The organism is Pseudomonas sp. LBUM1660 (assembly GCF_059695935.1).
Window position 1 is genome coordinate 4882877 of the sequence record NZ_CP166795.1, and the last position, 20927, is coordinate 4903803.

Here is a 20927-nt window from a genome sequence, read left to right on the forward strand (position 1 = left end):
ACTAAACCGGTTGCCACTTATGTGGCAGCAGCTCCGCAATATCACTCGCTCGCTGCGTAGGCAGCCGCGTCAGCACGTCTTTAAGATACGCATACGGATCATGCCCATTCATCCGCGCTGACTGAATCAAGCTCATAATCGCCACGTAGCTGTCAGGCTCTGCTCTGGAGCGTTTAGCGCGCAAGGCTTTACTCAGCGTCACAAAAGGTCCTGCTGTACAGAAAGAGAAGGGTTAAACGCAGTGTGCATTCAGCTTAGCGTAGTCCGGTGTATCCAGGCACATTAGACGATGGTGCCTTACGGGTTGTAGGCCGCCGGATGAATGCCCCCCAGACAGACAGGTCTGGATTTTCCCCTACAAACCGGACACCAATTCCCTGTTAAATTTATGTGGCTACCGGTGAGCGATAGCTCAAGGCGCTGTGGGGATGCTGCTCGTTGTAGTGTTCGAAGGCCATGGCGCAGATTGCGCAGCGCCGTTTCTCGATCCGGCGTGGGGTATGTGCGTCACGTAGGCACTCTTGATCGTCTTCACGAAGTTCTCGGCCATGCGGTTGCTCTGCGGGTTGCGAACTGGGGGGGCACCGGCTGCTAGCAGATCTGTCGCGCAAACAGGCGTGTCCGCTCGGAGGTATATGCCGAGCCGTTGCCGCTCCTCCATGCACCTGCGTGATGGGAAGTTGATAACCAAAACGCTTCTCCATACGTTCCAGCATCACATCGCGGATATCATCGCCGTTGTACCCGCTTGGACTCGCGCCCCAGTCACAGGGCTCCTTTCCAACTTCGGCATTACCCTGCCTCAACGGTACTACGAGCCATCCGCCACCTGTCCGAGCTAGCACCATCCCTCATAGACGCTCTGCTTGCATGGCCGTGTCTGACGGACATTTCGCCTTGGCAGGCTTCCCCATTTCGTATGAGCTCTCTTCTGTATATGCCATCTCCACTACCCTGGCGTTCACCAAGTTCGCTTGCCGCTCGATCCTTCAGCACTATCAACCTTCCCCGTTATTATGGTGGGTCGACTACTGCAAGGCATTTTCAGGGCCTGCTCGGTGTTCGTTGTACCCTGCAATCAAATCCCCCGGTGTCAGACTTGTTTTCGCATTAGATTTTTTCTAAAAAATACATCGGGGGCGGAAAGAGATTGCTCCTGCCGAATTATTTCCACCGGTGCCGTCCCGATTGCAAGCCAATCTATCGGGCAAATGGTCGAGTCTGTTCGGCGATGTAAGCAGAGCCATTGCCACTCAAGCAAGGTCCGAACGTTGCTGATGCGCTGAGCATTCATTACGGGCTTCCTTAGAAAAGGTCAGATTGGAGATCTAGGGAAGGTCTGAAGTACCCACATGGCTACTTCAGACCATTCCTAGCTGCAACATGTGACATGTCATCCTTCAAACTAATCAGCGACTAGCTTTTGCACCAAACTCGCGACTTCAGATCTAAGCATTTCATCGTCAAGTTCATACTCTTCCCTTGATTCATCTGGCTCGTACATGTCCGCAGCACAAAAAATGCTGGACAAACACTCGCTCAACGAAGGCTCATCGAGCTGAAGGACATTCCTATCTCGCTCAATTTTCCAAAGTTCAATATATGCCTCAGAAAAAATTTCGGCTGTCAGCCTTCCCGCTACAAACGATCTTGAAAATTCCAAGATAGTAAGACTCATCGCAGAACTCCATTTTTAATAAAGTTATCAAGCTGTTGAGTTCCCGGCGAGAGCTTAAATCCCGTAACAAAATTTCCTGACGCATCGAGCACAACAGCATTGTTGGTGGTCGAATTAAAGAACACTTTGGAGTCTTTTACAAATCCGTATGTGCCTTGCTGAGACGTAGAAGTGGATGCCATGTGAGTTTTGATCGCAGATTCATACTGAGCAAGTGTTTCAGGATTTTTCTTTGTAGTCACCACTCCAAAATCAGAAGCATGTTTGAACTTTTTATCGAGCTGCTTCTGGGTAACGCCAGTTAAGGCCTCAGCAACACTACTACCTTTTGTCTCAGAATTGATTGCTCCTTTGGCAAACCACGAACCGGCCTTCCCCAATACGGCTGCTAACCCTAAGCCAGAGAGCTGTCCGGCCATGAATTCGCCCCAAGCCTTGACGAACTCGTTCGCAGGCTGGACGCCCTCAAATCCTTGGCCTTGCGCGAGTGCTCGTGCGACCTGATCAACCTCTTCGGCTGAAGCCCCCTGGTTTTGCATGTACTCCACAAGGGTCGTTGCCGCTTGTCCATATTCGGTCAAACCTGGGGGCAGGTGATCACCAAAATTATACTGGGTGCCGTTCTGTGCGACCCATGCCCCAGTTTTAAGGCTGTCTTCGTCTGCGCCGCTTTGTGTAGACGCGGCAAGCAAGCCGACCAGTTGCGAACTCATGCTCAGTAGGTTCGGATTGCCTTGAACCAGCTTATTGAGGTCCGCCACCACGGCCTCATTAGCCCCAGCTGCCAGCGCCCCAGTGTTGAAGTCGCCACCGCTGACTTGGGCTAATAGGCCACCGACCATGGCGTGAACCATTATCTTTTGCAGGCTACCGTCGGCAGCTGGAACGTAATCTCCCACCGCATGGAAGCTTGCCGCCGCCAAGGTATTGAACAACGTGTTTTGCAGGGCATCACCCAGGTCGCCGCCTTGCCCCATGATCTTGCTCATCGCTACCGAGGTACCGTTTTGCAAACCTTGGTTGGCCGCGAACTGACCAATCCCTTTCCAGGTACTGAGATTGGTGGTGATTTTGCCGGTCACAGGGTCGGTGGCGGTGCCTGTCCAATCATTGAAGTAGCCAGCGGTCATGCCCGCCGTGATACCCGAAATGGCGTACCCTTTGAGGGCGTCACTGGAGGTCACGTCTTTGATGACGGCACCGAGGTTGCCCTTGTTATTGATCGTACTGACGGCAGCACCACCGGCGGCCGAGGTCGCCACCGCTGTCAGCGCGACGTTGCCCCAACCAGCGGCAGTCGCTGCTCCTGCAGCGGAGGTGCCGGCAGCGGCCATGGCGGTGCCAGAACCGGCCGTGGCGCTGGCTGCCGAGCCCAGCGCCGCGCTCGCCGCGCCGGCCGTCAAGACGGCCACTACGATCATGATCGCCAGTACAGCGCCCGCACCGAGACCGGAGTGGCTGTATTTGAAGCTGTCGTGAACCTCTTGTACCTTGCGCCAGTCGACATCCCCACGAGCCTCGGCCTCCTTCAACCAGGCCAGATTTGGGTCAGCCTGGACCATGGCATCGATGGTCTCATTCACCGATTTCTGGTCGATTTGCTTGAGGTCGATGTGCAAGCCATCGGTCGCCTTGATCGTCAGTTGCCCTTGATGCTCCAGCGCGCTCTGACGCAGCGTCTCATCGGTGTTGCCTTTGCCGGAGGCGGAGTTCCAGGCCAGATCGCCTTTGCTCTTCTCGTGGCTCTCCTGATGCAGGTCCTTCACCGCTTCGAAGGTGATACTGCCACCGCTGTCGAGGGTGAGATCGTTGCCACTGTTGAGTTTGGCGCCTTGGTAACGTTGATCACCGCCACTGACCAGGATCAGGTCACCACCAGTCGTAATTTCGCTGCCGATGTTCTTCACATCGGTCACTTCGTCACGTTGGGTCTTGGTGCTACCGCCGAACCCGCCCTTTTTCTTCATGTCATACAGCGAGTAGTCACTGTCCTGCGCGGCCAGCAGCTCCAGGTTTCCACCGGCCACCAGGTAGGCTTCGTCACCGGCGCTGACCTTGCTGGAGATCAACATCAAGTCCTGACCCGCCGTCATCAGGACATCACCACCGGCGGTGACATTGGAGCCAACTTGGCTGACGTGGTCTTCCTGAGCCTCGACTTTTTTGGTTTTGCTGTAGCTGTGCTCCTCGTCCGCCGCCGAGGCCACGGTGAGGTCTCGCGCCGCCGAGAGGGCCAGGTCGCGCTTGGCGTTTATATCACTGGCAATGAGCGCGAGGTCGCGTCCGGCGCTGATCGCCAGGTCACGACCCGCGTCAAGACTGGAGCCGTTTTGACTGATGCTCAGGTCACGGTTATGACTGCCGTAAGTGTTGCTGTCGATCGCTGTCGCCGACCCCAGGGTGACGTCACGACCGGCAGTGATGCGGGTATCGCGCCCGCTCTGCAACACTCCGCCGATATTGCTGAAGTCCCGTCCCGCCTGAAGGGTCAGGTCATTGGCGGCTTCGATGCGCGCGGCGTTGTCGACGAAATCGCGGTGCTGGCTGTTAAAGCCATTGCTGCTGTCGTAGCCGGTGACCGTGCGCTCGTTGAGGATGTCGCCGGTGATACTGGTCAAGCTGACATCGCGTCCAGCAATGATGCCGCCGGCCTTGTTGGTCAGGTCATTGCCAGCCAGCAAGTCCAGGCGGTTACCGGCCTGCACCAGACCGCTGTTGATCAGGTTGTTACCGGCCATCGCCGCCAGATTATTGCTGGCCTTGAGCGTACCGGCGTTGCTCAAGTCTTTGCCGGCGATCAAGCTGACATCCTTGCCCATGATCAACGCACCGTTGGCGGCCAGGCGGTTCTTGGCCTGGGCCAGGTACAGCACCGGCACCAACACTTCTTCGCCATTGACCACCACCGTTTCCATCCAGACGATGTCATGGGTCAGCGCGGCGACCTGTTCGGCGGTCAGGGACACGCCGAGCGACAGGTGCAGGGCGTCCTTGCTAGCAATGGCGTTGTCCATCAGGTAACGGAACATGTCCTCGTCGGAGGTCAAACCATCGAGAAAACGCTGACCGGTGCGCGCAACCACCGCTTGCTGGATCAGCGACTGTTCGTAGAAGCCATCACCCAAACGCTTGGCGCTGTCGTCCGGGTTATAACCGAGGTTGCCCAACAAATAGTCCGAGCTCATGAACTGCTTGAGATCGGTGAGCACCGGGTTGGTTTCAATCAGGTATTTATGCGGATTGGAATGCCCCTGGATGCTCGGCAGGCCTTGGACCTTGGCCACACTCAATGGGCCAGTCATGCCCGGAGTGGCGGGCGTGCCGCTGTTGACGTCACGGCCTGAGGTACCTGGCACATCTTGCTGACGCTGAGCCGAACCGACGCTGGCCCCGCTCAGGTTCCAACTGGTGGGACCGCTATCCCCCTGAGTGCTGCCTTGACCGCTGAGACGGAACAGGCCGTTTTTCCCAGTGGGTAGCTCAAAACCTGGCAGGGCCAACGGGTTGACTTGCTGTTGTGCCAAATCCGGCGGTAGTTGTTGGTTCAGGGTGATGCGGGTGGAGAACTCGCTGTTGGGTGTCGTGGTATCAGTGCGCGGACCGCTGCCGACGTAGTCAAAACCACCGCGCACCACGCTGTTGTCGAAGTTGTTTTGCGTGGTGATGCTGACGTTGCCCGCTGCCTGAATGATTGCGGCGTAGGTCTGATCACCCGTGGCCAATTGCGTGGTCCGGCCAAATTGCGTCCACTCTCGTTCGGTGGTGCCGATAAAGTTGGCCATCGCCTGTTCAAGGCCGCCGAGGTTGTTGGCGTCATAGCCGCTGCTTTCGAACCAGTAGCGATCGGTAAAGTCTTGCGCGGGACCGGACCAGCTATCGCCCCGGGAGCGCTCGGTCATAAATACACGCACAGTTTCGGTGTCGGAGGTTTCCACCCCTGTGTTGCTCAGGTTGTTCAGCGTGGCGGTGAAGTTGCCGCTGGTGGCGATAGTGCTGCTGGCGTTGAGCAGATCGCCACCGTTGATGGTTAGGTTGCCGCCGGCGGTGATATTGGACGCGGCGCTGGCGGCGGTGACCTCGAGCTTGTCGCGCTGGGTAATCTCCCAGACACGGTTTTGCTTACCGCTGCAGTCACCGGCGTTAACGGTCTCGATGCACTGGATCTGTTCAATCTTGGCGGTGTAGATGCCGCCGGTGCTCACGGTCAACAGCGCACGGATGTTTTGAATCGTGCTGGCCGCCAGGCTCAAGCTGCCGTCGCTCTGGATCAAGCCGGAGCTGTTGACGATGCTCGTCGCCCAGCCACCAAAACCATCACGGTCGATGGCGAGATCGCCCAGGCTATAAATACTGGCGTAGCTATTGGTCAGCGAGCCCACCCGCAGGCCCATGTCCCAGCCGCTGAAGATCAGCCCGTGATCGTTGAGCAAGGTGGAGGTCGTGAGCGTGAGGTCTTGCCCGCTGCCCAAGGTGCCATAGTTGTTTACGCCGCCGGCGCTCAGGGTCAGGTCGGCGGCTGAGGTCAGTCGACCGCGGTTGCTCAGCAGACCGTCCACGGTGATCAGGCTGTCGCCCCCACTGGCGATGCTCGCGGGCTCGGCCAGCTCCAGTTGCCCGGCGGACAGGCTCAAATCGCCCAGGCTGCTGAGGCGCCCATTGCCGCTGTACAACCCGCTCACCCCCAGATCGAGGCTGCCGTCGCTGGCAATCAGGCCGTCGTTGTTCCAGCTCATGCCCGTGCCGACCAGGCTGTTGGCGGCCAGCAGTTGGCCACTGGCGGTTTGCGTGAAGTGGTTGACGTTAACGTTCAACCGCCCGGCCTGAATGATGCTGTTGTTGGTCCAGTTGTCGGCGGTGAGGGTCAGACCACCACGGGTAATCAGGCTGCCCCCGGCATTGATGACGTTGGCCGTGGCGATGTCGAAAGTGCCGGTACCAACATGCAGCAGGGTGCCGTCGGTGTTCAACAAGCCACCGAGGGCCAAGCTCACATCAGTGTTGGCACTTTCCAGGCGACCATTACGGTTGTCGAACAGGCCGCCGATCTGGAATACCGTGGCACCGCTGGTGCCGAGGGCGCGCAGTTGGCCATGCTGGTTGTCGACGCTGCCCGCGCCGAGGCTCAGGGTGCTGTCGCTTTCGACGATGCCTAAAGCATTGCTCAAGGCCCCGGCCAGGCTCAGGTCAATCTGTTGCCCGGCAATCTGCCCACTGCGGTTATCCAGGTCGGTGCCGCTGACGTTGATCCGCTGCGCGGCATACAGACCGCCACTGCGGTTATCCAGGCTGCCAGTGCTGATGCTCACATCACCCGCTTGCGCGGCGATGCGCCCACCCTGGTTGTCGATTCCGGCCAGTGCCGTGAGGTTCAGGCGCTCGGCCTGGGTGATCCCGCCCTGCTGGTTAAGCAGGTCCAAGCCGTTGCGCAGCCAGCCGCTCAGAGTGGCGGTCAGGGTGGCGTGCAGGCTGGCCAAAACGCCACCCTGATTGTCGAGATTCGCCGCATTGAGGGTGAGCTCACCGTCCTGGGCGAGGAGACGTCCCCGCTGGTTATCGATATCGCCGGTCACCGCCAGGGTCAGCGCGCCCTGGCTTTGCAGCGTGCCCTGGTCGTTGACCAGGCTGGCAGCGCGCAGACTCACATCACCCTGTTGGCTGTAGATCAGGCCGTCGGCCCCGTTGTCCACGGTGCCCGTGGCGGTCAAGGTCAATAAATTATTGGCGGCGACGGTGCCGCGATTACGGTTATCCAGGCCCCCGGTGAGCAGGGTCAGCAAGCCTTGGCTGACCAGTTGACCGCCCTGGTTATTGACCTGCTGCGCGCTCAGTTGCAACGGCCCGGCGCTGGCCAGTTTGCCGTTGCTGTTGATCAGTGTTTGCAACAGGGTGAGGCTGACGGCACCGTTGCCAATCAGGCTACCCTGGCTATTGTCCACTGCCGTGCCCGTGACGGCGAGCGCCTGCTGAGCGTTGAGCGTACCGCTGCGGTTATCGAGGGTGGTGGTTTGTAGCGTCAGCTCACCGCCGCTGTCGATCAAGCCGCCTTGGCGGTTGTTGAGCAGACCGGCAACGGACAGGGTCTGGTTGCCGCCACTGGAGAGAATGCCACCCTGGCTGTTGTCGAGATCGCCGGCGTGGAGGGTCAGTTGCTTTTGGGTAACCACGGCACCGCCGCTGCTATTGAGCAGGCTGCCGCTGACATCGAGCAACAGGTCACCGTTGCGACTGGAGAGCGTGCCGTTGTTGCGGTTGTCCAGCTCAGCCGCACTCACCTGGAGGCGGTTCCAGCCCGAGAACAGGCCGTTCTGGTTGGTGAGACTTGTGCCTTGGACGTTCAGTTGCTGGCTGCTGATCAACTTGCCGGCGCGGTTATCCAGGTCACGACCGGTCAGGGAGAAACTTTGCTGGCTGGAGATCTCGCCGCCCTGGTTGTTCAAATCACGCAGGTGCTGGATCGACAGTTGGCCGTTGCTGGTGATCAAACCACCGGCGTTGTTCAAATCGCCCGCGGCCGCCCCAAAATCGAGGGCAATGGCGCTGCCAAGCAGGCTGCCGCCATTTTGGTTATTCAGCGCGGCGCTATTGATCGTCAGTTGCTGCGTGGCGTTGATCAGCCCCTGGTTCTGGTTGTTCAGCAGACCGCTGACCCGGAGGTTCAGGTTGCCACGGCTGGTCAGGGTGCCGCCGGTGTTGTCCAAACTGGAAGCCTGTACATCCAGTGCCGCGGCGGCGATCAGGCCTTTGAGGTTGCTCAGCGCCTGACTGATGCGCAGGGTTAGGGGCTGATTACTCAGCAACTGACCGTCGTCATTGTTCAGGCTATTGGCCGCCAAGGTAAACGCCTGGGCGCTGGAGATTTCACCGCCTTGGTTATTGACCCCATTCAGATTGCTCAGTACCAGGAGCGGGGCCGTGATCAGGCCGTTCTGGTTGTTCAACTGGCCGTGATTGAGGTTCAGGCTCACGCTGTTGTTACTGAACAGCCACCCGCCTTGCTGGTCGAGGCCGGTGACGCTGGCGGTCAACGCCTGGTCGCTGGCGATACGACCATTGTCCTGGTTGGTCACTTGCGTGGCGGTCAGGTCGAGGGTGTTGCTGCTGGTCAGGCCCCCCCCGTGATTGTTGTCCAGGGGCCCGGTCGTGAGGCGCAGCGGGCCCTGGCTGCTGATGGAGCCGGACTGGCTGTTGTCCAGGCGGGCGCTGTGCAGGTCGAGGCCAGCGTCCGTCACCAACTGCCCGCCCTGGTTGTCGATTGCACCGCGGCTGTTCAGGCTCAGCAGGCCAGCACTGGACAGGCTGCCTTGGCGGTTGTTCAGGCTACCCGCACCGACCGTCAGCGTACCCTCGCTGCTGATCAGCCCGTTGAGGTTGTTCAGGGCGCCGTCGAGTTGAATATTCAGGGCCGACAACGCGCTCAGCGTGCCGCCGCTGTTGTCCAGGTAGCCCAGTTGCGTAGCTAGGGTGCCACGACTGTTGATCAAGCCTTGATGGTTGAACACCTGGTTGGCGTTCAGTGTGAGGCTGTCCCTGCTGAGCAATCGTCCTTGCTGACGGTTGTCCAGGGTCGTCGCACTGAGCTGGGTACGGCTTTGTCCACTCAAGGTGCCGCCGCGGTTGTCGACGCCCTGACTCACCGCGACGTCGAGGTTGCGACTGGCAACCACGCTGCCAGCGTTGCGCAGGTTTTGTGCGGACAGGCTGACGTCGCCCTTGGTGTTGCGGCTGTTGTCGGCATTCACGCCGGCTTCGATGATGCCGCTGTTGCTTAGCTGACCCGCGCTGCTCAGGCTGATGTGGTCTCGCGCGGCGAGGCTTTGCTGGTTACTCAAACTGCCCTGGCTTTGCACAGTGAGCGAGCTACCGGCATACACCGGCCCCTGCGCGTCGAGGCTCGCTGCCTTGACGGTGATAGCATTGGCCGACGCGGCCTGGGCCAGGGTTAAATGGCCGTTGGCATCCAATTGAATGTCGCCGGCACTGGCGGCGAGGTTGCCGGCCAAACGCACACCGACACCGGCCTCGGTGCCGACCAGCTTGATCGCCCCGGCGTACATGCCGCCGAGCGCCGAACTGTCGATCGCCAACTCTGGCGGTGCGCTGCCGTCAGGGGGGCGTGGCGTGGGATTGAGGGTCTCGGCGTTGACGTCGTTGCGCCCGGCAATGATCGCCAGATTATTGGCTTGCAGGTCGGCGTTGAGTTTGGCCGAGCGGGTGATGATCTCGAAGCGGTCGACGTTGCTGGCATTCAGTCCCGCACCGTCAACCGTCACGCTGCCGCCATCGACCTGATAGTGATCGAGACCACCGACGCCATTCAGCACCGGCTTGCCGGTGGTCAGGGTGACGCGTGGTGTATTGATGAAACCGCAACCATTGCAACTGATCCCATACGGATTGGCGACAATCACGCGTGCCGATTGCCCCGCCACTTCGGTGTAGCCGTTGAGCTGGCTCGGGCGCCCGCCGTTCACCTCGTTCAGAATGATTTGCGCCGCTGTCCCGTTGAGGTTGGGGTTCCCCAGGATGATGCCGCCGAGCTGCGTCGACTGCGTGCGCACCGTGGCATTGTTGAGAATGACCCCGTTGGCGCCGACGTTGTAGTCTTGGAACTGGTTGTGCGACAGACCGCTGGCATTCGGTGCGGCAATGTTGACGATGGGTACGCCATTGCCGGCCTGGTCCAGGGACGTGCCGGGACCACTGATGGCAATGCCATCGGCCTGGGCCCAGATGGGCTGCCAGAACATGACGTTAGCCAGCAGGAACGCCAAGCCGCGCTTGGGTATGCCCAGGAATTGCTCTCGGGGCAACAACGCGGCAGAGGGTTGGCGAACCAGCAAAGCAAATTGACGAACGTCCATGTGCATCTCTCAAAAAATAAGGGGCCGGGCGTTGCCGCGAGGAAAGGCGTAAACGAAAGAAAACCGCTCAAGGCTGACATCGGTCCGCGCCGGGGTTTCAATCCGCGCCTCGGGCGGATTTGGCGTATCGAGCGGCTCAGGAGGCTCCGCCGTCTTGGTGTTGTTGAGCAGGTCGTTCATGTAAGCTGTGGCGTCTGCAAAAGCATCCTGTTCTGCCTTGAGCCGTTGGCGCATTTGCTCGGTTTTTCCCAAGCTGAAATACAACAGGCCAAGCTGGGCGTAGTAACCGGGCGGCACCACACCGCCTTGCGCCTTGATGTCCTCCACGTCTGCCTCCAAAGCCTCGATCTGCTCCTGTGCGGCGTCTTCCTGGAATTGCAGATGCGCTGGAGGGTAATAACTGTTCTCAGGGGGGCGCTCCGGTTTTTGTTTGCAGCCCGTCAGGGTCATGACCGTCAGCAGTACGCCCCACCCGAGACACCACGTTCTCGATGTATTGCCCATCATGTGAATGGTCCTTTATCTCTAGTTCTTATTGGTTGTATGGCTTCAGGTACCGCGAGCGCCGACCTCAATCAGCGACTTACAGGAAAGCGCTCAGGCTGAAATAGATCGGCGCTTCGTGCTCGGTCAGCGCGTCTGGGCGTTCCAGGGAGTGAGCCAAGGTCACACTGGCGGCCAAGTGTTGGCCGCGGGCGAACAGTTCCAGCGAGTTGCTGGAGACCCGGCCGTGTTGGTCACCGTTGTAGCGGTCGTGCTGAATCACGCCTTGGTCGTAGCCCAGACTGACGCCGTATTCGGCGAATACCGGGCGCAGCCATTCCAGGCTCACTGGACGGCTCCAGCGCAGGTCGTTGCGCCAGTAACCGCCGCTGTCGCCGGACAAGGCTTGATCTTGGTATCCGCGAATCGACGACAGGCCGCCGAGGCTGGTGCGTTGCGGACTGAACAGCACGTCTTCACTGTGCTGGCCGGTCATCAGGCTGCTGAAACTGAAGGACTCACCCCACAGCTTGAACGGCTGCAAGACACTCAGGGTCGCGGTGTATTTGCGGTAACGCGCATCCGGCTCGCCCGGACCGGGATGACCGTTGGACTGAGCATCGAAGGCGCCGATGCCGTCCTGCAGGCCGAGGTCGAGGTTGACGAAGGCACTGCCGATACGGCGGCCATGGTTGAAACCAAACTGCGCTTCGCTGAGGCGGTTGCTGCTCAGGTCGAGCTTGCTGTCTTCGATGAAGTTATTGCTGCGCAGGGTCGTCAGGCCGGCACTGAGCGAAGTCTTGCTCAGCGCGTCGCGATGAATCACCCGCTCGGCACGCAGCTGGTGATTCTGGCTATCGCCGGTCTGCTTGAAGTTAAAACCGTTGGCTTGCGCCTGGGAGCGGTATTCGCTCTGGCTGTAGCTGTAGCTGAAGTTCCACCAGCCCCACGGCAGGTTGTAATAAAGCATCGCGTTGTTGGACGTGTGCTGGTGATCGCTCAGCGCATCGTGGCCACCACGCAGCAGCAACTGATCGGCCAGCCCTAGCGGACTGTCCCAATCGAACGTCGTGCTCCACTGCTGCTCGCCGGTGCTTTTCTGGCCGTCGTTGCTGCGCGACAACCCGACACGCCAGGGCTTTTGCAGGGAGTTCGTGACCAGCACCTCGCTGCCGCCGACGGCCTGGCCAGGGGCCAATTCCATCTGCGCCTGATTCGACGGCAAGCGGTTCAACTGATCAACCATCTGCTCGATATCGCGCAGGTTGAGCAACTCACCCTCGCGCCCCGGGAAACTCATGGCCAGCTCGCGTGGGGACAGACCAGAGTCCGCGGCGGACTGCAACTTTTCCAGATGGCCCTCAACCACCAACACCTTTAGTTGGCCAGCAGACAGGTCCTGCTGCGGCAAGTAAGCACGACTGGTGACCAGGCCTTTTTCGAGGTAATGATCGGTGATGACTTTCAGCAACTCATTGAGCTGGGTGACGCCCAGGCATCGGCCGATGTAAGGCTTGAGCAGGCGATTTTTCTCGCTATAGGAGAGACTGTCGGCGCCTTGGAGTTCGATGTCCTGGATGGGGAAGCAGCGGCTGTCGGCGGAGGCAGCTGACTGGGTCGATTTCGCTGCCTTGCCGGGTAACTCCTTGAGCTCTTCTAGACGTCGACGCTGCTCCTCGAGCAGGCGATCCTGACGTTCATGGATGAAGTCGATGTCAGCGGGTGTGGGTGCGGCCTGCGCCAGATTCAGGCCAGATAAGCACAGCGCCAAAAAGAACATCATCGCCATGAGGGTGGGGGAAAGCATGTTCGATCCTTCGAAGCACAGGGCGACGTCATCAAGGTGGCGTAAGTGAGAGGGCCAACAAGCGGGCCTTGATTGAGCAGGACAGAGTAGCCACCTGTCAGCGGCCCCGACATCAGACCTTTCCGGCAAAATCGTGGGAAATATCCCAAGATGATTTCACATTGAATGGCGCTCACCATTCAGGGCTGTGCGCAAACATCCGGAAGTTTTTCGGCGACACTTTTTTGCGTTCATCATTGGTCGCGCTCAGATGACACGGCTTTGTCCGAGCGCAGCCCTTTACAGGAAACACCGCACTCACACTCCACCGCTCGCTACCAGCCTCTCCGGCAGGCCCCACACCAGAGCCCGTCAAAGGGCATCGGAGCACCCAAACCTTTCGTGATCATTCCTGCCATACAGCCCGCTCGGAAACAGCAGCTGCGACCATGACGTCACTTTCGAAGGGGGGGGCTCAATACAAAGAGAGCGACCCGCTCGAAGGCGGGGCGCTCTGTTTACAGCGAAGGACCTAAATGTAAGTAAGCGTCTGGCAAAGACATCTGTTTCCGCCCGTGAAGCTCGTGGCTGCGCCTCGCAGTGGGGCGCTTGCTTCAGACCTCGTCAGTAAAAGGCTACGAAACCTTAATGTCGCGAAACTGTACGGAAAGGATGTTACGTTATACATAAGCCCCCCTTTTTTAAAGCGAGCGGGTTATGGATCACATGTATCACATTACTATCATTATCAAGAGCGCTTTCCATGGTTTCCAAGGCCCTTTCCGCCGCATATACGTGCCACCCGTCAGTAGCTGCATTTGCGAGCGACTTCATTCAGGGCGCGCTGTTAGCACTGCTATTAGGAGGCGGAGCACTTGTCTATTTTGTTTTTGAAACGGGCTTTTCTACGCTCGACTTATTTTCCCCATTGGCGCTCGTTGGTCTGATGCTTTTTGTGTTGCTTTGTTTATTCATTCCGCTCTATTTAATAATTGGAACGATGCATGCGCGTGCGGTTAATCTACAGAGGGCATTTAAAGCGTACGCAAGCACCTTCGGACCGCAACTTGTCGACGCTATCGTCACTCGCGTTGAGTCTATGCCATTCCCGCTGGCGGATTCGCGCATAAAAAATCTGATTTCCGCCGATTCTCTTAGTGCTGAATTGGGTGAGGGTAAGATGGTGCGTAATTTGATAGGGCTTGTACTAAAACGAGTACCGTCAGATTTTCTGCCCCGCTGGCAACAATCTCAAACTGAACCCGAAACAGTTGTGTCTGGTGCTGAGGGTCAGTTCTTGCGCAGTATGCTGACGCAATGCCTAGAAGTGGCGCTTCAGGGTGTCACAACGTCATCGCGTCGGCGTCTGTGTATTGCTATTGTCGTTCATACGTTGGTTTTGGGCGCGGCTATTTTCATACTACCAGCACCAAAAGCTGCGGAACCAGCGGAACCAGAACTCAGCAAGGCAGAGTTTTTGCTCCGTAATGCACCACCGGAGCAGATTTTTAAAGGCACATTGGCGGGGAAGAACCTCCATTTAGTTGTTTACAACTGTGCGGCCTACGAACTCAAAGGGGAATCAAAGAGCATGGAGGCAATTAAACTTTTCGAAACGGACTTCTACCCTTTCTCCACTTGTCATCTAGAGTCACTCACGGTGGAAAAAGGAGCCGTCACGATTGAATTCGGCCGATTAGCATTTGGGGCCGGTGGCTGCTGTACTTCACGTGCGAGCTATCGCACAACAGATGGGGTCAAGTGGAAAGATGCATGGAAAAAAAGAAACGGATGAATACAATGATTGCGTCCACCACAACCGTGAGAGCACCAATAGCTAAACTTACGTTCTCATCGATCAAGTTACTTCAGAAAGCGACTGACGTGTAAGCGTCAGCCCAACTCGTCTTACGTAAGTTAGATCGGTGCGGCGGCCTCAGGTTCCAAGTGCAACAGTCAGTTAATGGTTTCGAGCTTGTTGCTCGCTAATAGCTGAAGGTAATCAACCAGTACTTCGATCGGAAATCTCCAACCCGGCGTCTGGCGTGGTCGAGTGTTCAGCATGTTGGCAATTTCGTCCAGTCGCTCATGGCTGACCAGTGAGAGATCAGTGCCTTTGGGCAGATACTGGCGCAGCAAGCCATTGGTTTTTTCATTACTCCGCGTTGCCATGGGCTGTGCGGATCTGCAAAGTAAATCTTCATGCCAGTGTGGGCCGTGATTTCGGCGTGACGGGCCAGTTCACTGCCGCAGGGACAGATAATAGAAGGTCCATTTAAGACGGGAATAGTGGAGAATGGCGAGCTTTCGTTTTTGGAAACTGGAGACGCTGAGCTTCCTATCTCGCTGATACTAGAAGTGGCCGAGGCGGATAAAAGCAAGAAGAGAAGTCTTGTAGATAAATACGCTGCACATGGCGCGAATCCTAAGATCAAGTCACTGTTTTTCTACCCAGTCCAAGGAAAACAGAACGTGCTTGTATTGGTTTCTTGGGACCAAACAGATCACGGTACTGCTGTGCATTATGGAATTTATTATAAGGTTTATGGCTATGAAAAAGGCTCTAGTAATAAATTGACCACTAACAAATTAATCGAATTTGATGAACATCTAAGCAGTTTTGAAGGATTCGTAGAAGGTGAAGAGGAGCACTTTACTTATGAAAATGAAGAGTCAATAATATTTTATATAAAAAATAGTATTAACGTTCCTTAAATTGGCAGCCGGGAAAACTGAGTGCGGTACCTGACCATTCTTCCAACGCGACGAGAAAGTATCACTGTTGTCGTTGATGCGATTTTGAACCAATCTGTCGGAGTTTTTTGCCCCCCCCGAATGCTAAAAAATGGTGTTTTGCCGGATATTTTAGAGACAGTAAATGGGTTAGTCAAAATCAGTCGCCCTGGTTCAAAATCGCATCAGCGCCGACACCCTCAACCTGACAACCCGAATGCTTAGCGTACGATTTTGTCCGTTTTCTCTATCGCCCCCTTTTATCGCTGCACCCGCTTAGCCAAACACAGCAAAGCAGATAACTCCATTTACTCAAAGACATTGTATTGCGCTCGATTTTAGGTAGGCAACACCGTACCGAAATGGTCAGGTGTTGCACTCAGTTTTTTGCGGCCACCCTGAACAAAATAACTAAAATGACGTTTCCAACAATCCAGGTGACTCCAACTGCTCCGACAATATAGATAAGCACCAGCCTAAATTTAGGTATAAATGCAGCCGCTCTACCTAGATCAGAGGGATCATCGCATAAAATAATTTTAACGCTGAGGATGACAAGCAATACAACCACGGCAATATTAAAAATAACTAGCGCCAGCTTGACAATTCCTTCAAACATATATGTGGCCTATTGGTTTGTACGCTTTCAATTAATATAGTCCCATGTAGCACTGCACATTCCGGGCGCCTATTTCTTAAAAAATACCGACCGATAGCTATGATCGCCTACTTGGGCAGGGCGAGTACAGGTAAATCGAATGAGATAAGCTCGGCGTTCGTTTTGACTTGAGGCTTCGGGTCGGTGCCGGGGCACCTTGAGTGCGATATCCTGATTGAGACGCCAATCAGCAAATTCTATCAGGGAAAGAGGCGACGGCCTCGTAAAAGTCCGGATGTATGACTGCAATCTCAACCCTGCTCTTGCGTTAACAAAAAGACGGCTTGGCAAACTGGAGCGTCCATGTATGACACCGGGGGTATCAGCGCCTCGGGCCGCCATTTTAAGGTGCGCCTGACGTCGTCATAACCCAAAGTGCATGGCCCGTTAGCTTTTCGGAAACTTCTTACATCCCCTTGTTCATAGCACCGCTACCCTGCCACCCACGGCTCCTTGGATTAATGTTGATCAAATCAAGCAGCACCAAGAACCGATATCCGACCTTAGGTATTCCACTTTCATCATGCAGACCGTTATGAATCGTAAAGTCCTTAAAAAAACGGCCATCCACTTAACTGTCAGAACACGCGTCGCAATCCCCTGCATGATGGCTATCACCGCCGCACTGTTCGCCCTCACCGCCCAAGCCGACGACACTGGTACCTGTACGCTTGAATACGCACTGAGCACAGAGCAGGAACAGAGTCTACTCACCGATGCGTCCAAAGGTGATACGTGCGCCGCTGAAAACCTCGGAAATTTCTATTACTCCAGGCAGCATTATCGCAAGGCATTGCAGTGGTATGAAAAAGTGGCGAGCCGAGGTAACAGCCGTATCGCGCTCATAATCTCTGCGATGTATCGCAACGGACTGCTGGATGCAAGTAGCGGGGCTGATCAACAAGCCCAAGTTTGGTTGGTGCGCGCTGCCGAACAGGGTCTGGACCTGGCGCAAGTTGAACTGGCCGATCAATACGCCAACGGCGCCGGCGTTGAGAGCAATGTTCCCCAAGGCATGTATTGGTATGAGCAGGCCGCCAATCAAGGGCACGCGCAGGCGCAATATGCCCTGAGTACTCTCTACTTGGCCGGCTCGACACAGATCCAGTTTTCCACCGACAGCGACCTAGAGAGACGTTATGCCGGCAGCGAAGCCAAAGCCAACTATTGGTTATGCAGGGCGGCCCTCAGCAACCTGCCTCAAGCCCAGTATGAACTCAGCCAGGCCTATGACACCGGTCGCGGTGACTTACCGATGGATCGACAACAGGAAAGCCTCTGGCTCCATAAAGCGGCAGCCAACAGCTCCCAGAAGGCCCAGGCCGAACTCACCTGGCTCAGCCGACGCTCAGCCCTGACCAAAGCGAAAGAATACGTAAACAGCTTACTCACACCGTCTGAAACGGCAGCTGATTGCCCCCACGACGCTGCCGTATTAGATCTGTAGGAGACTGCCATGATCACCAACACCTTTAAAAGCCTCAAATCAACGTATTTATGGCTACTGCTGGGCGCAGTCTGCTCGATTGGCTTGTTAGTCCTTTACCTTCAGACCCAAGCCACGCAAGTGCAGCGTGAATCCGAGCAGGCCGCCTTGCAGGCCGCCAATCTGGCGGTAAAAGCAGAACTGGAAAGCGAACTCGGGGATAGATCCCTGACCGAGATAAAAGCGCTGCTCAGCGAGCAGATTGAATCACTGGATGACCTATCCAGCCTCGCCAGCCTTCGAATATCAGCGGCCTCCTCGGATGACAGTGACAGCGAAGAGATCATCCCCTTCAGCTCGCCCAGCGCAGCGCAGATACAGGCCAAATTTGATCAGTATTTAAACTCGTTGGAGTTTGGACAGAAAATTGTCGGTGATTTTTCTTATGTGCAGACTGACTTTAGCGAGTACGGCTTCAATGCCTTAGCCCCTGGCTATGACGAATACCAGTATCCTCCCGTACAACTTCAGACCCTATTAGTCCACTTTAAAGATGGCACCACATTAATCCCGAAAACCAAGGACAGCGACGATGTCACGATTGTCAATGCCAACAAGCGTATTGTCGCCGTTGACCTATCGGCTACTTACACGTCACCCGGCGCCGTCAAGCAATTGACCTTTGACGAGAAATTCAAAGCTCGCCAGGAAGGCATCGCGCTGCAATCGATAAAAGACGGTGAGGTCAGCCTGATGATGCCGGCCGGTGAACACGACAAGCTATTGAACGTGCAAGCGTTTAATGCACAGGGCAAAGCCCTGAAGCTGAATGGCCACTCGTCGTACACCAACGATGCGTACTACATTGAAAAATACAATGCCTTCCTAATGGAAACCATTAAACGTATAGACAGCGGCACCATTAGCGATACAAAGCAACTGGCCAGCTACTACATTGACCACCTTCCTTCGAAAGAAGAGATCGCCAAAGAACACCCACCTGAAACCCTCGCCACTTATCAATTCAGCGGCACGCCCACCTCAGTCGTTGTTTTTCTCAAGCCCACGTCACATCAGCGCACGTACCGCTTCACCGTCACGAAGACACGAGACAACTACGTCAACGGGCTGACTGCAGCTGTCGGCGACCACCTCGACTTTTACGGACTGATCGATGAGCAAGGGCAATGGCTGATCAAGCCAACCTATCCTCGCCTCGATCAAGTGGTTGATGATTACTACAGCATCACCAATGCCAAGGGCGATAGCCAAATCTACTTGTTAGATCACTCGGCAAAAACATTGACCCCACAGCCTTTTTACATCATGGATTACACGCTGCATCAAAACCGCTACGTGGTGATCAACAAAGACCCCACCCACAACCAGGTAAAAGGACTCGTCGACACGACCACCCATAAAGTCATTCTGCCGCTGAAATACGACAGTATTGACATTGAAGGCCCGTTCATTACCACGAGCCAGCACCGTAGGCAAAACAGCAGCGACGTCTTTCAGCGCGAAGTTTATCTACAAAGCAACGGCAAAATGATTCTTGATGGCCAGTTTTATGACCTCGCGATTAACGACGGCATCATTGTTACCCACAGCCAAATTCGCACACCCAAGCAACTAAAATCCAGGCAAACCCAAGCCATGGATGGAGACGGAAATTATGTCTATAGCAACTTTGACATTTACAACGCTGAAGGTAAACGACTCAACGTCGAGCCCTACTCAGACATTAGTGATCACTTTGGCCAAGACGGTCTGCTGCTCGTCACCGATATAAAAGACAACACCTTTTACATTAATCGCGAGGCCCATAAATCCAATCTTGACTTAAGCGGCTTTCAACAGATCAAGCCATTTTCCAACGGCTTCGCGGCCGTCCAAGATAACAATGACAAATATGGCTATATCGACACCCAGGGCAAGCTGGTCGTCCCGTTCATGTACGACAGCGCAGGGAATTTTTTGGGCGGAACGGCGTTGACGTCGGAGGCAGACGTTTATCGGCTGATTACGCCGGACAACAGGTCTGTCGCCGCATTTCCCGGCGCCCTGCGAAGCTCTTCAGCCACAAAAGATCGCGAAACAGCGAGCTATACCTTTGTGACCTCCAACGGGGAAGACGATGACGTCTATACCGTCTACGATCAACACGGCGCGGTGATTCCAGACTAAATCGCGTCTGCTCAAATGGATGAAGAGCAAGTACCGAATCTCTATACGTCAAGCGGAGCATCGGCTGCGTCTTGTCCGAAGGGAAAATCCGAGCTGTTCGCGCATTGGTATTTGCACGTGCCTCGAATGTGTAATCAAGTGCCGTATGCGGTAGTTCCGCACGTACGGATCTATGTGCGGGGGGGGGGGCGGCAGGTAACTGCCGTCCCTACCGCGATCGGAGAACGAAGTCTACGCCGATGCCGGTTATACCGTCGTCGAAAAGCGTACCGAGCATGATGAGTGCGAGGTGATCTGGCAGATCGCGGCCCGCCGCAGTACTTACAAGAAGCTGGGTATGCATAACACTCTATAAAAAGCCAAGCGCAAAGATCGAGAAGGGCAAGGCCCACGTGCGCGCCAAGGTCGAGCCCCCATTTCGGGTGGTCAAGCGCGAGTTCGGTTATGTGAAGACGCGCTTCCCTGGCTTGCTCAAGACCATGGCACAGCTGGTAACGCTGTTTGCGCTGTCGAATATGGATGGCCCACCGGCATTTACTGAGCAATGCAGGAGAGGTACGCCTGTAATGTGGGGAATAGCCGCTGCGAGGTGCTTGCAGCGGCTAAAAAGACAGAACAAGTGAATGATTTGAGCGTTTGGGATCGACTCGCCAGTTTCAAACTCGGTGATGGCCGAAATCAGCCAGAACACCTGTCTAACTCAGGCCATCACTAAAATAAAAAATCATATCAATTTAGGGCTGAGCTCTCTTTGCAAGTTAGCTGAATTCGCTTTCTACATCGGACCACCGACTTACTCTTTGGCCCCGTTTTTTGTAGAACTCGATTTCACGCTTGATACCAGAGCTCAGATCCCACCCCGGAAGATCCAAAATGATCAGCTCGTCCATCATATCCATGAACACAGCATCCACCGGTGCCCATAGTTTTCCGATAGCGGCACTGTCTTTGCCTTCAAATGCGAGGTTGATTGGATGGGACATAGAAACCTGGCTAAACACTACATTGCCCGACTCAATGATGGTCGCGGCGACTATGTTGCATTGAATGTAACGATTGTGGGTTACCGAAGCATCTGCATGGCTGTACGGACAGGCTAGAAAGATCTTTCTCAT

Annotated in this window: 11 protein-coding genes and 3 pseudogenes; 5 read left to right on the forward strand and 9 right to left on the reverse strand. The window is 55.9% G+C overall.

Annotation, left to right across the window (positions count from 1 at the left end; genetic code table 11):
- Nucleotide 1: 1 nt before the first annotated feature.
- From ACA068_RS22715 to ACA068_RS22740, 6 genes and pseudogenes are all read right to left on the reverse strand, one after another.
- Nucleotides 2-142 (reverse strand): annotated as a pseudogene (locus tag ACA068_RS22715) (transposase domain-containing protein); the annotation flags it as partial.
- A 244-nt stretch (nucleotides 143-386) separates the two neighbouring features.
- Nucleotides 387-848 carry an integrase core domain-containing protein gene (locus tag ACA068_RS22720; protein ID WP_497304933.1) on the reverse strand — a complete coding sequence of 154 codons (462 nt, stop codon included), beginning with the start codon at nucleotides 846-848 and terminating at the stop codon, nucleotides 387-389.
- A 557-nt stretch (nucleotides 849-1405) separates the two neighbouring features.
- Nucleotides 1406-1678: a colicin immunity domain-containing protein gene (locus tag ACA068_RS22725; RefSeq protein ID WP_497304935.1), complete on the reverse strand. Its 273-nt coding sequence runs from the start codon at nucleotides 1676-1678 to the stop codon at nucleotides 1406-1408.
- Complete coding sequence (locus ACA068_RS22730) at nucleotides 1675-10539, reverse strand: two-partner secretion domain-containing protein (RefSeq protein ID WP_497304937.1); 8865 nt, start codon at nucleotides 10537-10539, stop codon at nucleotides 1675-1677. The genes ACA068_RS22725 and ACA068_RS22730 overlap by 4 nt, the downstream gene beginning before the upstream one ends.
- A 9-nt stretch (nucleotides 10540-10548) precedes the next feature.
- The gene (locus ACA068_RS22735; protein WP_497304939.1) at nucleotides 10549-11046 is read right to left on the reverse strand and encodes a DUF4810 domain-containing protein; all 498 of its coding nucleotides are present in this window, start codon (nucleotides 11044-11046) and stop codon (nucleotides 10549-10551) included.
- 76 nt (nucleotides 11047-11122) lie between these two features.
- On the reverse strand, nucleotides 11123-12829 hold the full coding sequence (locus ACA068_RS22740) for a ShlB/FhaC/HecB family hemolysin secretion/activation protein (protein ID WP_497304941.1): 1707 nt from the start codon (nucleotides 12827-12829) through the stop codon (nucleotides 11123-11125).
- A 742-nt stretch (nucleotides 12830-13571) separates the two neighbouring features.
- Between ACA068_RS22740 and ACA068_RS22745 the strand changes: the two genes are divergently transcribed.
- Complete coding sequence (locus ACA068_RS22745) at nucleotides 13572-14603, forward strand: hypothetical protein (RefSeq protein WP_497304943.1); 1032 nt, start codon at nucleotides 13572-13574, stop codon at nucleotides 14601-14603.
- Between the two features lie 161 nt (nucleotides 14604-14764).
- Here the strand turns inward: ACA068_RS22745 and ACA068_RS22750 are convergent.
- Nucleotides 14765-15057: pseudogene (locus ACA068_RS22750) on the reverse strand (IS30 family transposase); the annotation flags it as partial.
- Nucleotides 15058-15097: 40 nt separating this feature from the next.
- On the opposite strand from ACA068_RS22750, the gene ACA068_RS22755 reads away from it, so the two are divergent.
- Nucleotides 15098-15523 (forward strand): hypothetical protein, encoded by a 426-nt coding sequence (locus ACA068_RS22755; RefSeq protein WP_497310690.1) that lies wholly within the window; start codon nucleotides 15098-15100, stop codon nucleotides 15521-15523.
- A gap of 397 nt (nucleotides 15524-15920) precedes the next feature.
- Here ACA068_RS22755 and ACA068_RS22760 read toward each other — a convergent pair whose 3' ends face one another.
- Complete coding sequence (locus ACA068_RS22760; RefSeq protein ID WP_497304944.1) at nucleotides 15921-16160, reverse strand: hypothetical protein; 240 nt, start codon at nucleotides 16158-16160, stop codon at nucleotides 15921-15923.
- A gap of 574 nt (nucleotides 16161-16734) precedes the next feature.
- Here ACA068_RS22760 and ACA068_RS22765 point away from each other — a divergent pair.
- The 3 genes and pseudogenes from ACA068_RS22765 to ACA068_RS22775 form a co-directional block, all read left to right on the forward strand.
- Nucleotides 16735-17646, forward strand: a complete 912-nt coding sequence (locus tag ACA068_RS22765; protein ID WP_497304946.1) for a tetratricopeptide repeat protein — start codon at nucleotides 16735-16737, stop codon at nucleotides 17644-17646.
- A gap of 9 nt (nucleotides 17647-17655) precedes the next feature.
- A complete protein-coding gene (locus ACA068_RS22770) occupies nucleotides 17656-19812 on the forward strand; it encodes a WG repeat-containing protein (protein WP_497304948.1) in 2157 nt (718 codons plus the stop codon).
- Nucleotides 19813-20032: 220 nt separating this feature from the next.
- A pseudogene (locus tag ACA068_RS22775) lies at nucleotides 20033-20379 on the forward strand (transposase); the annotation flags it as partial.
- Between the two features lie 191 nt (nucleotides 20380-20570).
- Here ACA068_RS22775 and ACA068_RS22780 read toward each other — a convergent pair.
- The gene (locus ACA068_RS22780; protein ID WP_497304950.1) at nucleotides 20571-20927 is read right to left on the reverse strand and encodes a DUF1937 family protein; all 357 of its coding nucleotides are present in this window, start codon (nucleotides 20925-20927) and stop codon (nucleotides 20571-20573) included.